At 64.1% G+C, this 12,534-nt stretch carries 9 protein-coding genes and 1 tRNA gene; 9 read left to right on the top strand and 1 reads right to left on the bottom strand.

From position 1 onward, the window contains the following. Positions 1-32: 32 nt before the first annotated feature. A complete protein-coding gene (locus tag AC20117_RS21695) occupies positions 33-1,007 on the top strand; it encodes a GlxA family transcriptional regulator (RefSeq protein WP_074701665.1) in 975 nt (324 codons plus the stop codon). A 93-nt stretch (positions 1,008-1,100) separates the two neighbouring features. Here AC20117_RS21695 and AC20117_RS21690 read toward each other — a convergent pair. Then, positions 1,101-1,173: transfer RNA gene (locus AC20117_RS21690), tRNA-Arg, on the bottom strand. A 242-nt stretch (positions 1,174-1,415) separates the two neighbouring features. Between AC20117_RS21690 and argS the strand changes: the two genes are divergently transcribed. From argS to prmC, 8 genes are all read left to right on the top strand, one after another. Further along, the gene (argS, locus tag AC20117_RS21685; RefSeq protein ID WP_074701666.1) at positions 1,416-3,059 is read left to right on the top strand and encodes an arginine--tRNA ligase; all 1,644 of its coding nucleotides are present in this window, start codon (positions 1,416-1,418) and stop codon (positions 3,057-3,059) included. Between the two features lie 4 nt (positions 3,060-3,063). Next, positions 3,064-4,539 (top strand): diaminopimelate decarboxylase family protein, encoded by a 1,476-nt coding sequence (locus AC20117_RS21680; RefSeq protein ID WP_074701668.1) that lies wholly within the window; start codon positions 3,064-3,066, stop codon positions 4,537-4,539. 69 nt (positions 4,540-4,608) lie between these two features. Continuing rightward, complete coding sequence (locus AC20117_RS21675) at positions 4,609-5,928, top strand: homoserine dehydrogenase (RefSeq protein WP_074701669.1); 1,320 nt, start codon at positions 4,609-4,611, stop codon at positions 5,926-5,928. After that, positions 5,929-7,029, top strand: coding sequence for a threonine synthase (gene thrC / locus AC20117_RS21670; protein ID WP_074701671.1), 1,101 nt, complete (start codon positions 5,929-5,931; stop codon positions 7,027-7,029). It begins immediately after the preceding gene. A 34-nt stretch (positions 7,030-7,063) separates the two neighbouring features. Beyond that, positions 7,064-7,999: a homoserine kinase gene (gene thrB, locus AC20117_RS21665; RefSeq protein WP_074701673.1), complete on the top strand. Its 936-nt coding sequence runs from the start codon at positions 7,064-7,066 to the stop codon at positions 7,997-7,999. A 310-nt stretch (positions 8,000-8,309) separates the two neighbouring features. Further along, the gene (gene rho, locus AC20117_RS21660; protein ID WP_074701674.1) at positions 8,310-10,457 is read left to right on the top strand and encodes a transcription termination factor Rho; all 2,148 of its coding nucleotides are present in this window, start codon (positions 8,310-8,312) and stop codon (positions 10,455-10,457) included. Between the two features lie 129 nt (positions 10,458-10,586). After that, complete coding sequence (gene prfA / locus AC20117_RS21655) at positions 10,587-11,666, top strand: peptide chain release factor 1 (RefSeq protein ID WP_074701675.1); 1,080 nt, start codon at positions 10,587-10,589, stop codon at positions 11,664-11,666. Positions 11,667-11,672: 6 nt separating this feature from the next. Further along, a complete protein-coding gene (gene prmC / locus AC20117_RS21650) occupies positions 11,673-12,518 on the top strand; it encodes a peptide chain release factor N(5)-glutamine methyltransferase (protein ID WP_074701676.1) in 846 nt (281 codons plus the stop codon). The last annotated feature ends 16 nt before the right edge of the window (positions 12,519-12,534 follow it).

Genomic DNA, 12,534 nt, shown 5'->3' with positions numbered 1-12,534 from the left:
TACTAGCGATAAAAAACTGCCATAATGGACTCATGCTTAAAAACGTGGCTGTGCTGATACTTCCGGGTACTTCGCCGTTCGAATTCGGGGTCGCCTGCGAGGTGTTCGGTATCGACCGTTCCGCGCGTGGAACGGGGGTGCCGGCCTTCGACTTCAGGGTCTGCACGCCTGCGCCGGGGAAGGTGGACACCAAGACCGGGTTTTCCATTGATGTCGCACTGGGGCTGGAAGCGGCCGAGGACGCGGATCTGCTCATCGTGGCGCCCTATCAGTGGGACGCACCCGTGCCGGAAAAGGTTAAGCAGTCACTGCGCCGCGCCCATGCGCGTGGGGCGTGGGTGATGTCATTGTGCACGGGTGCTTTTGTTCTGGCCGGAGCCGGCTTACTGGACGGCCGCCGCGCCACCACGCACTGGCAGTACTCGCAGCAGCTTGCCCAGCAATACCCGCAGATCCATGTGGACGAGAATGTGCTCTATGTCCAGGATGACCGGATCATCACCAGCGCCGGTACGTCGGCCGGGATCGATGCCTGCCTCCATCTGGTGCGGACGGAGCTCGGCGCCGGAGTGGCGGCAGCCATTGCCCGGGACATGGTGGTACCGCCGCACCGGGAGGGTGGTCAGGCCCAGTACATCGCGCGCCCCTTGTCGCTGGAAGGCTGCAGCACTCTCAAGGACCTTGTGGTCTGGCTCAGCGAGAACCTTGACCGCGAGGTCTCCATCGCGGAACTGTCCCAGCGCGTGCACATGTCGGAACGGACTTTCGCCAGGCGGTTCCGCGCCGAGACCGGTGCGACGCCCGCTGCCTGGATCAATGCCCAACGAGTGCTGCTGGCCCAGGAGCTGCTGGAAACCTCTGACCTGAACATCGACGAGATTGCGCGCGCCACCGGTTTCGGGCAGGCAGTCCTGCTGCGCCATCATTTCGTCAAAGCACTCAACATTTCGCCGGCAAGCTACCGCCGGACGTTCCGCGGAAGCTCCGCGGCCATGGCTGTTCACTGACGCGACGGTCGCAAGCCTTCCCTGCACACCCCATGTCCTGCCGGAACGAAAATGCCCCGCCAGCTGGTATTCCAGCGGCGGGGCTTTCTGCGGTGCCCTCGATAGGATTCGAACCTACGGCCTTCTGCTCCGGAGGCAGACGCTCTATCCCCTGAGCTACGAGGGCGCGGCGCCGGGTAAATCTTCCAGCACCTTTTGGGACGTCAATGAGCTTATCAGGAACTACCCCCACAGACACAAACCGTCAGTATCCGAGGAAGGCGCACTGGTGGATTCGGCGGACGCCCCGGGTGGATAACCCCTGAAGAAACCATGTGACGGTATCTGTCCGGCAGGTCTTCCGTGGTGACAGCCATAGCCCACTAGGCGACGGCAGAATCCGGTTTGCAGTGCACTTATGCTTAACGGGTGACTCCTGAAGAACTTTCCGCTGCCATTACCGCCTGCCTGCAGGATGCCGTCGACGCAGGTGACTTCACCGTTGAGATGCCCCGCGAGGTGCGGGTGGAGCGACCGAAGAGCCGCGAGCACGGTGACTGGGCCACGAACGTGGCCATGCAGCTGGGCAAGAAGGCGGGGATGAACCCGCGCCAGTTCGCCGAAATCCTCAGTGCCCGGCTGGCCAAGATCGACGGCGTTGCCAAGGTTGACATTGCCGGTCCTGGGTTCTTGAACATCACATTGGATGCCGCGGCTGCGGGTTCACTCGCGCAGACCATCGTCGAAACCGGCGATAGTTACGGGACCGGTGCGGAGTACGCCGGCACCAAGATCAATCTGGAGTTCGTCTCCGCCAATCCCACCGGACCTATTCACTTGGGCGGGACACGCTGGGCTGCCTTGGGGGATTCGCTGGCCCGTATCCTACAGGCGCAGGGGGCGGAAGTTACGCGCGAGTACTACTTCAATGACCACGGCAATCAGATCGACCGCTTTGCCCGGTCCCTGCTCGCCAGCGCCAAGGGCGAGCCCGCACCGGAAGACGGCTACGGCGGCGACTACATCGCGGATATCGCCAACGCCGTGCTGGCCCAGAATCCGGACGCGCTCTCCGCTGAAGACCCGCAGGAAGAGTTCCGCAGCCGGGGCGTCGAGCTGATGTTTGCTGCCATCAAAAAGTCGCTGCATGAGTTCGGCGTCGATTTCGATGTCTACTTCCACGAAAATGCGCTCTTTGAAGACGGCGCCGTCGACACGCTGCTGGAACAGCTCAAGACCTCCGGCAGCCTCTACTTCGACGAGGGCGCCTGGTGGCTGAAATCCACGGACTTCGGCGACGACAAGGACCGGGTGGTCATCAAGTCGGACGGCCATGCAGCCTACATCGCCGGCGACATCGCCTACTTCAAGAACAAGCGTGACCGCGGCTTCGACCTGTGCATCTATATGCTCGGAGCGGACCACCACGGCTATGTGGCGCGGCTGAAAGCTGCGGCCGCGGCCATGGGCGACAGCGCGGACCGCGTCGAGGTCCTGATCGGCCAGATGGTGAACCTGGTCAAGGACGGCAAACCGGTCAGGATGTCCAAGCGTGCCGGCACGGTGGTTACCATGGAGGACCTCGTGGACGCGGTCGGTGTGGACGCGGCACGCTACGCGCTGACGAGGTCGCACGCGGATTCCAACATCGACGTCGATCTGGACCTGCTGACCAAGCGCAGCAACGAGAACCCGGTGTTCTACGTGCAGTATGCCCATGCCCGTACCTGTGCCGTTGCCCGAAACGCGGTAGCCGCAGGGGTGGAACGCAGCGCCTTCGACGCATCCTTGCTGGACCACGCCACCGAAAACGAACTGCTGGCTTACCTCGGCGCCTACCCGTCCGTCGTGGCCACCGCGGCCAAGCTGCGCGAACCGCACCGGGTGGCACGCCATCTGGAAGTCATCGCCGGCGCCTACCACCGCTGGTACGATTCCTGCCGCGTGACGCCGTTGGGCGATGCCGACGTAACCGACCTGAACCGGACCCGACTATGGCTCAATGACGCGACCACCCAAGTTCTGGCCAATGGCCTGGGCCTGCTGGGCGTCAGCGCGCCGGAACGGATGTAAGCACATGACTTCAACAATTCGCGAAGCCTCCCCGCTCGCTCCCCAGTGGCTGAGCTATCCGGAAGACGCCAACGAACTGCAGCCCAAGATGTGGGCCCGCGGTGTGGCCCGCGGTGCCAGCGGCGAACTGGAGATCGACGGCGTGGGCGTCAGCGACCTCAAGGCCCGGTTCGGCTCGCCGCTCTTCGTTATGTCCGAGACGGATTTCCGCGCCCGCGCCCGGGACTTCAAGGAGTCCTTCGACGCCGCTTTCGCCGACCTGTGCGGGGGAGTGGACGTCTACTACGCCGGCAAGTCCTTTCTCTGCATCGAGGTAGCGCGCTGGGTGGAGCAGGAAGGCCTGCGGCTGGATACCTGCTCCGGCGGCGAACTGGCCGTGGCCGCCCGCGCCGGCATTCCCGGTGAGAAGCTCGGCCTGCACGGGAACAACAAGTCCGATGCGGAACTGAACCGGGCCCTGGACATGAAGCTGGGCCGGATCGTGGTGGACAGCCTGGATGAACTCCAGCGGCTGGCAGCCATTGCCGCCGCCCGGTCCGAGCGGGCCAATGTCATGCTTCGGCTGACGCCCGGCGTGCACGCCCACACGCATGAATTCATTGCCACTGCGCACGAGGACCAGAAGTTCGGCCTCTCCATGGCAGCAGCGGACACGGAGTCAGGCACAGCGGACGACGGAGGGGAGTCGCCTTCCGCAGGCAACTCGCCGGCCGCACGGGCAGTCAGCGAGGCCCTGGCATCCGAGTCCATCAATCTGCTGGGACTGCACTGCCACATCGGTTCCCAGATCTTCGAACCCGAAGGTTTCGCCCTGGCGGCGGAGCGGCTGCTGACCTTCGTCGCCCAAATCCGTGACGAACATGGCGTGGAGCTCCCGGAGCTGGATCTGGGCGGCGGCTACGGCATCGCCTACACTGAGGTCGATACCCCGCGCCCGCCGGCCGAACTCGCGGAGGCGATGGCCGCCGTCGTTAGTTCCACCTGCCGCAGGCTGGAACTGAAGGTTCCGCGGATCTCGATCGAACCGGGGCGCGCCATCGTGGGGCCGAGCACGTTCACCCTGTATGAAACGGGCACGTTGAAGACTGTGAACGTGGACAGCGAGGACGGACGGACCTATCCGCGGCGTTACATTTCCGTGGACGGCGGCATGAGCGACAACGCCCGCCCGGTACTGTACGATGCCGACTATTCGGCTGTGCTGGCTTCCCGTGTGACGGATGAAGACCCGATTATTTCCCGCGTGGTTGGCAAACATTGCGAAAGCGGTGACATTGTAGTCAGGGACGTTTATCTGCCTGGTGACGTCGCTGCCGGAGATCTGCTGGCGGTGCCGGGCACCGGTGCCTACTGCTGGGCGCTGGCCAGCAACTACAACTATGTGGCACGGCCGCCGGTAGTTGCGGTCCGGAACGGCCAGGCACGGCTGATTGTGCGCGGCGAAACAGAAGAGGATCTTCTGGCCCGCGACTTGGGCTGAGGCCCGATCAGTCCGCTCGGGGCGGTGGATTTCTTGGAAACAACAATGGCTTTGGGAGTAAGTACAGCAATGAACACGCTGAAAGTGGCACTGTTGGGATGCGGAAATGTCGGATCCCAGGTGGCCCGGATTCTCCTGGACGACGCCGCCGACCTGGCCTCGCGTTCGGGAGCCCGGCTGGAACTGGCCGGAATCGCCGTCCGAAACGTTGACGCGCCGCGCGACGTCGACCTGCCCCGGGACCTGTTCACCGACGACGCCGAGACGCTGGTCAAGGACGCGGACATCGTCATTGAGCTCATGGGCGGACTGGAACCGGCGCGTTCGCTGATCCTGCGCTCCATCGAGCACGGTGCCTCCGTGGTCAGCGGGAACAAAGCGCTGCTCGCGGCCGACGGGCCCGCCCTGTACGAGAAGGCCTCTGCCGCCGGCGTCGAGCTCTACTATGAGGCGGCCGTGGCCGGAGCCATCCCGATCCTGCGTCCCATCCGGGAAAGCCTCTCCGGGGACCGGATCAAGCGTGTGCTGGGCATTGTCAACGGCACGACCAACTACATTCTCGACCAAATGGACACCACCGGCGCAGCCTTCGAGGACGCGCTGAAGGCCGCCCAGACCCTCGGCTACGCCGAGGCGGATCCAACGGCCGACGTCGAAGGGTTGGATGCAGCGGCGAAGGGCACCTTGCTTGCCTCGCTGGCTTTCCACACTACGTTCCCGCTGGACGCGGTCAAGTGCGAGGGCATCACCGGCATCACCTCCGCAGACATCGACGCGGCCAAGGACACCGGTTTCCTGATCAAACTGCTGGCGATCGCCGAGAAGCAGCCAACAAAGGACGGCGGCGAAGGGGTGTCCGTGCGCGTGCATCCTACCCTGCTGCCGCGTACCCACCCGCTGGCTGCTGTCCACGGTGCGTTCAACGCTGTGTTCGTCGAGGCGGAGAACGCCGGCGAGCTGATGTTCTACGGCCAGGGCGCCGGCGGACGTCCCACGGCCTCGGCCGTACTCGGCGATGTTGTCAGCGCCGCCCGCCGCATGGTCAGCGGCGGCCGTGGACGCACCGAAACAACGGGCAAGCACCTGCCGGTCCTGGGCGAAGAAAGCATCCTCACCAGCTACTACATCGACATCGACGCAGCGGACCAGCCCGGCGTCCTGGCCAAGATTGCCCATGTCTTCGCCGACCATGGGGTGTCGATCGAAGTCATGCGCCAGACCATGCACACGGAAGATCTGGTCTCGATCGCCGACGGGACCGCGTCCGCGGAACTGCGCATCATCACCCACCGCGGCACCGAGGAATCGCTCGCCGCGACGGTGGAGGCCATCAAGGATCTCGACATTGTTAATTCAGTTACTTCCGTACTGCGAGTAGAAGGAGTCTAAGTGGCCCACCAATGGCGCGGCGTTATCCGCGAGTACGCCGAACGTCTGCCCGTCACGGACCGGACCGAGATCATCACCCTCGGTGAAGGCGGAACACCGCTGGTCCATGCCAAGGCCCTCTCCGAGCTGACCGGCTCCACCGTGTACCTGAAGGTGGAGGGGATGAACCCCACCGGCTCCTTCAAGGACCGCGGCATGACCATGGCCATCACTGCGGCCGTGGAGGCAGGAGCCAAGGCCGTAGTCTGCGCTTCAACGGGCAATACTTCGGCGTCCGCTGCCGCCTACGCCACCCAGGCGGGACTGAAGTGCGCCGTGCTGGTGCCGGCAGGGAAGATCGCGATGGGCAAGATGAGCCAGGCCATCGCCCACGGCGCCGAGATCATCCAGATCAACGGCAACTTCGATAACTGCCTCGAAGTTGCCCGCAAGCTTTCGGAGGCGTACCCGGTTTTCCTGGTTAACTCCGTCAACCCCGCGCGGATCCAGGGCCAGAAGACCGCTGCGTTCGAGACCGTCGACTTCCTCGGCGATGCCCCGGACATCCACGTGATGCCCGTCGGCAACGCCGGAAACATCACGGCGTACTGGAAGGGCTACCAGGAGTACGCCAAGCCTTACGAGTCCGAGACTGCCGGTACCCTCGAAGCCGTCGCCACCAAGACACCCACGCTGTGGGGCTTCCAGGCCGCCGGTGCGGCACCGCTGGTGCTGGGACACCCGGTCACCGAGCCGGAAACCATCGCCACCGCCATCCGGATCGGCAACCCTGCATCCTGGGACACCGCCATCGCCGCCCGTGACGAGTCGGGCGGGCTGATTGATTCGGTGACGGACGAGGAAATCCTCAATGCGCACCGCTGGCTGTCCTCCAAGGAAGGCGTGTTCGTCGAGCCGGGTTCGGCGGCGGGCGTTGCGGGCGTCATTAAGAAGCATGCCGCCGGGGAAGTTCCTGCGGGCAAGACCATTGTGATCACGGTGACCGGCCACGGCCTGAAGGATCCGCAGTGGGCCTTGCAGACCGAAGACGGCCATGAGGTTACACCCGTCAAGGTGGATTTCGACGTCGTGAGCGTGGCTGCAGCTCTTGGTCTCGAATAACACCGCCGTGAGGACCGCAGAGCGTACCGCCGTGATGCCCGGGCAGCGCGTCAGCGTCCGGGTACCGGCGACCAGCGCCAACCTCGGGCCCGGTTTTGACAGCCTCGGCCTGGCCGTAAGTCTGTATGACTCGGTCAGCGTTGAAACCACCGACGACGGCGTCTTCCATGCCGAGATCTCCGGTGAAGGCGCCGCCAACCTGCCCACGGATGAAAGCCATTTGATCATCCGCACCATCCAGGACACGCTGGGACGGGCGGGTTACCGGGCGGAAGGCTTGCGGCTGCAGGCCGAGAACGTGATTCCGCACGGCCGGGGACTGGGATCCTCCGCGGCGGCCATCGTCTCCGCGGTGCTGCTGGCCAACTCCTTGCTGCCCGTTGCTGCCCGGCTCAGTGCCCAGGAAGTCCTGCAGCTGTGTTCCGCCCAGGAAGGCCATCCGGACAACGTGGCTCCGGCGCTGGCGGGCAAGCTGGCCATCTCCTGGGAAACGGCGGGTTCTTTCTTCAGCACTGCCGTTGATGTCGCTACGGAAATTGTTCCGGTCGTGGCCATTCCGTCCTATGAATTGTCAACCGAAATGGCCCGGAATCTGCTGCCGGTCTCGGTGCCACACCATATCGCCGCGGCCAACGCCGGACGGGCGGCCCTGCTGGTGCAGGCGCTGACGCGTGACCCGGAACTGCTGCTCGCGGCGACAGTGGATGAGCTGCACCAGAGCCACCGGGCGCCGGCCATGGCACCGAGCGCAGATCTGCTGCAGTCTCTTCGTGCGTCCGGTTTCGCCGCTGTTGTCTCCGGTGCCGGCCCGACGGTTATGACGCTGGCTGCAGGGTCCGCGCAGGCGGATGAGGTCGAGCGGCATATCGCCGCCACGTTGGCGTCCTCACAGATGCCGGACGGCTGGCGTGTCCTTAAACTGACGGTTGACACAGATGGTGCTAAAGTGGAAGTGCACCGCCGGAAATAACCGGCTTGGCAATCTGTCGAAAGTCCCGCGTGGACATACAACATCCGGCAGCGAACCAAAGATCGGTGCAACCTTCCAGGATCCGTCACGGAATTACTGAGTGCTGTAAATGCGCGTAAGAGTGCGGGCAGCATATCCCTAAGACCATTGTGAACGAGATCCATTCAAGGTTTTTCTCATGTCACTCGGCGTTGCCTGGTCTCACACTTGGGCAACCCCGACCCGGCCTTGTTTCTTATGCATCGGCCGGGACGCAAACAACGCGGTCCACTTCACATGCGGACCGCCCGACGAGGGGGAAGGATCCTTCGTGACTGAAACCACTGACCTGGCTGCAGGTGTGGATACATCATCAGACTCTGCTGCGCCGAAGAGCGCAGGACTTGCCGGACTTAAGCTTGCCCAGCTGCAGGCCTTGGCCGGCCAGCTTGGCATCACCGGCGGTTCCAGGATGCGCAAGAGCGACCTGGTGGCGGCCATTTCGGACCACCAGCGTGGTTCCGCAGTAGCTGACCGTCCTGCCAAGAAGACCACCGGCCGTGCAAGCGCCAAAGAAGCTGCTCCCGCAGCTGAAGAGCCCGCGGTCCCTGCAGCGGCTGCAGCCGATACTGCGGACAAAGCGGAGGCGAAAGACAGCGGTGATCTGAACAAGGCCGCAGAACGCGTAAGCCGGACCCGCAACCGCAACCGTCGCGCGACCAGCGACGGCAACGTGACGCCGGAAGCGGCGCAGGCGCCCGCTACAGCCGAAACATCAACGGACGGCGAAGTTGCCGCTCCCAAGGCTGCAGACGCCCAGCGCGCGGACGCACAGCAGGCCGATGTGCAGCCCGCTGAAACGAAGCCGGAATCCGAAGGCGGCCGCGAGGGTCGTCGTAGCCGCGGTCGTAACCGTCGTGAGGACCAGCCGGAGCAGCAGGCCGAGAAGCCCGCTGACAAGCCGGAGCCGTCCGAAACTCCTGCTGAGGGTGCGAAGGAAGGCCAGACCGAGCGCGCTGACCGCGGTGAGCGCAGCGACCGTAACGATCGTGGCGACCGTAATGACCGCCGTGAACGCAGCCGTACCCGCGGTCGCGACACCGAGTCCGCCGGCAGCGACAACCGGGACAGCCGCAGCGATAGCCGCAGTGACAACCGTAGCGACGACGGCGACGACGGCGGCCGCGGACGCAACCGCCGCAACCGTAACCGCCGCGACCGCGACACGGACACCAGCAACCGGTACCGCGACCGCAACGAGCGCCGCCGCGGACGCGGCCAGAACCCGGACGTGGACGATACCGAGGTTACCGACGATGACGTGCTGCTGCCCGTGGCCGGCATCCTCGACGTCCTCGAGAACTACGCGTTCGTGCGCACCTCCGGCTACCTGCCCGGTCCGAACGATGTCTACGTCTCGCTGGCTCAGGTCAAGAAGTACAACCTGCGCAAGGGCGACGCCGTTGTTGGTGCCATCCGCGCCCCGCGGGACGGCGAGAACGCCAACCAGAACAGCCGCCAGAAGTTCAACGCCCTGGTGCGCCTGACCTCCGTCAACGGCAAGCCTGCCGAAGATAACAAGGACCGGGTCGACTTCACCAAGCTGGTTCCGCTTTACCCCTCGGAGCGCCTGCGCCTCGAAACGGAACCGAAGAAGATCGGCCCCCGCGTTATCGACTTGGTCGCCCCGATCGGCAAGGGTCAGCGCGGTCTCATTGTGTCGCCGCCGAAGGCCGGTAAGACACTGATCCTGCAGTCGATTGCCAACGCCATCACCATCAACAATCCTGAGGTCCACCTCATGATGGTTCTGGTTGACGAGCGTCCCGAAGAAGTCACCGACATGCAGCGTACGGTCAAGGGCGAGGTCATTGCCTCCACCTTCGACCGTCCCGCCGACGACCACACGACCGTTGCCGAACTGGCCATCGAACGCGCCAAGCGCCTGGTGGAAATGGGAATGGACGTCGTCGTTCTGCTGGACTCGATGACCCGCCTGGGCCGTGCCTACAACCTGGCCGCTCCTGCTTCCGGTCGTATTCTCTCCGGTGGCGTGGATTCCTCCGCGCTGTACCCGCCGAAGCGCTTCTTCGGTGCTGCCCGCAACATTGAAAACGGCGGTTCGCTGACCATCCTGGCCACCGCGTTGGTTGAAACCGGTTCCAAGATGGACGAAGTTATTTTCGAAGAGTTCAAGGGCACGGGCAACATGGAACTTCGCCTGTCCCGCAATCTGGCGGACAAGCGGATCTTCCCTGCAGTGGACGTCAACGCTTCCGGCACCCGTCGCGAGGAAAACTTGCTCTCGTCGGAGGAAGTCAAGATCATGTGGAAGCTGCGCCGGGTTCTTTCCGGGCTCGATACGCAGCAGGCGCTTGAGCTCCTCACCAACAAGATCCGGGACACGCAGTCCAACGTCGAGTTCCTGATGCAGGTACAGAAGACGACGCTGGGCGCGAAGTCCGACAACGACAAGTAGCTGCCCTGACCGCTCATGATCTCTCCGGTCCCGCAATGCGGGACCGGAGAGATCTGGGCGGTTCGTTGTTTAAGCGGCCGGTTGGTGTCTTATCTAGACTTATTGAAGAAGTCGAAAGAGGTTTGAGAAATGTTTGAGTCCGTACAGGGATTGCTCGCAGAGCATGCAGAACTGCAGAAGCGGCTGAGCGATCCGGCCGTGTACGCGGATCAGGGACTGGCTCGCAAGCTGGGCCGCCGGTCGGCGCAGCTGAACGGAATCGTCGAGGCATACAACCGCTGGAGCCAGCTGGAGGGCGATCTGGGCGCGGCACGGGAAATGGCGGCCGAGGACCCCGAGTTTGCAGCCGAAATCCCCGGGCTTGAAGCTGATCTCGAGACAGCACAGGCAAGACTGCGCCGGTTGTTGATCCCGCGGGATCCGGACGACGCACGAAATGTCATCATCGAGGTCAAGGGCGGTGAAGGTGGCGACGAAGCCGCCTTGTTCGCCGGTGATCTGCTGCGCATGTACACCCGCTATGCGGAGCAGCGCGGGTGGAAGACCGAGATCATCTCCGCCACGGAGTCCGATCTGGGCGGATACAAGGACGTGTCCATGGCGATCAAGGGTTCGTCGAACGACCCGGCGGAAGGCGTCTGGGCCAGGATGAAGTTCGAAGGCGGCGTACACCGGGTCCAGCGCGTTCCGGTCACCGAGTCCCAGGGTCGTATCCACACCTCCGCCGCAGGCGTCCTGGTCCTGCCGGAGGTGGACGAGCCGGAAGAAGTCGACATCAGCCAGAACGACCTGAAGATCGATGTCTACCGCTCCTCCGGGCCGGGCGGGCAGTCGGTCAACACCACGGATTCCGCAGTCCGCATCACGCACATCCCCACCGGGATCGTGGTCGCAATGCAGAACGAAAAGTCCCAGCTGCAGAACCGTGAAGCAGGCATGCGCGTGCTGCGTGCCCGCCTGTTGGCGCACCAGCAGGAGCAGATCGACGCCGCCAACTCAGAGACTCGTAAGTCGCAGATCCGGACCATGGACCGCTCGGAACGCATCCGGACATACAATTTTCCGGAAAACCGCATCGCGGACCATCGCACCGGCTACAAGGCTTACAACCTGGATGCCGTCATGAACGGGGAACTCGAACCTGTCATCCAATCGGCCATCGAGGCGGACGAGCAGGCGCGGCTCGAGGCACTCGGCGAGGATCACTAGGCACCAGTGACCGGAGAAACGCTTGCCGAGGCTCTCGCCGAGGCAACTCAGATATTGGAGCGGGCGGGCGTGCCCAGTCCACGCGTAGATGCCGAGCTTCTGGCGGCACACCTCATGGCGGAGTCCTTGGGCAGGATCAGATCGCTGGCGCTGACCGGTGCATTGGTCCCGCCGGAGTTCGGTGAGCTCGTGGCGGAACGGGCGCGCCGCGTCCCGCTCCAGCACATCACGGGTAAGGCGTACTTCCGCCACCTCGAACTGCAGGTCGGACCCGGAGTTTTTATCCCGCGGCCGGAGACGGAGACCGTTGCCCAGCACGCCATTGACCGCGCCGCGAAGATCAGGCGTGCGAAGGTCGTTGATCTTGGTACCGGGTCGGGCGCGATCGCGGCGTCCATTGCACAGGAAGTTCCCGAGGCGGATGTCTTCGCCGTGGAACTGAGTGATCTCGCCCATGCCTGGGCAGGACGCAACCTGCAGCCGTGGGGCGTGACCCTGGTCCAGGAAGACCTGCGAACCGCGCTTGCCGGACACGACGGAACCTTCGACGTCGTTGTTTCCAATCCTCCGTATATCCCCGCCGAAGCCGTGCCGCGGGACCCCGAAGTGGCCGAATATGACCCGCAGATTGCGCTGTACGGTGGCGGCGCCGACGGTCTCCAGTTGCCGGCGGCCACGGCCAGCACCGCTGCACGGCTGCTGAAATCCGGCGGTTACTTCATCATGGAACATGCGGAAGTCCAGGCCGAAGCTGTGTCGCACCTGCTGCACAGCGCCGGGTGCTGGGACGATGTTGCCACAGTCTACGATTTGACCGGACGCGAACGGGCCACGGCCGCCGTCCGGCGGTAGCGCTGCCCCGAAATGA

The sequence above is a fragment of the Arthrobacter crystallopoietes genome (genome assembly GCF_002849715.1).
Classification (GTDB): Bacteria; Actinomycetota; Actinomycetes; order Actinomycetales; family Micrococcaceae; genus Crystallibacter; species Crystallibacter crystallopoietes.
Note: the sequence above shows the minus strand (reverse complement) of the source record. Positions and strands in the feature narration are given on the sequence as shown.

Excerpts from the sequence above, each read along its gene's own strand:
- prfA (WP_074701675.1), top strand. The coding sequence starts at position 10,587 with ATGTTTGAGTCCGTACAGGGATTGCTCGCAGAGCATGCAGAACTGCAG.
- AC20117_RS21695 (WP_074701665.1), top strand. The coding sequence starts at position 33 with ATGCTTAAAAACGTGGCTGTGCTGATACTTCCGGGTACTTCGCCGTTC.
- thrB (WP_074701673.1), top strand. The coding sequence starts at position 7,064 with ATGCCCGGGCAGCGCGTCAGCGTCCGGGTACCGGCGACCAGCGCCAAC.
- AC20117_RS21675 (WP_074701669.1), top strand. The coding sequence starts at position 4,609 with ATGAACACGCTGAAAGTGGCACTGTTGGGATGCGGAAATGTCGGATCC.
- AC20117_RS21680 (WP_074701668.1), top strand. The coding sequence starts at position 3,064 with ATGACTTCAACAATTCGCGAAGCCTCCCCGCTCGCTCCCCAGTGGCTG.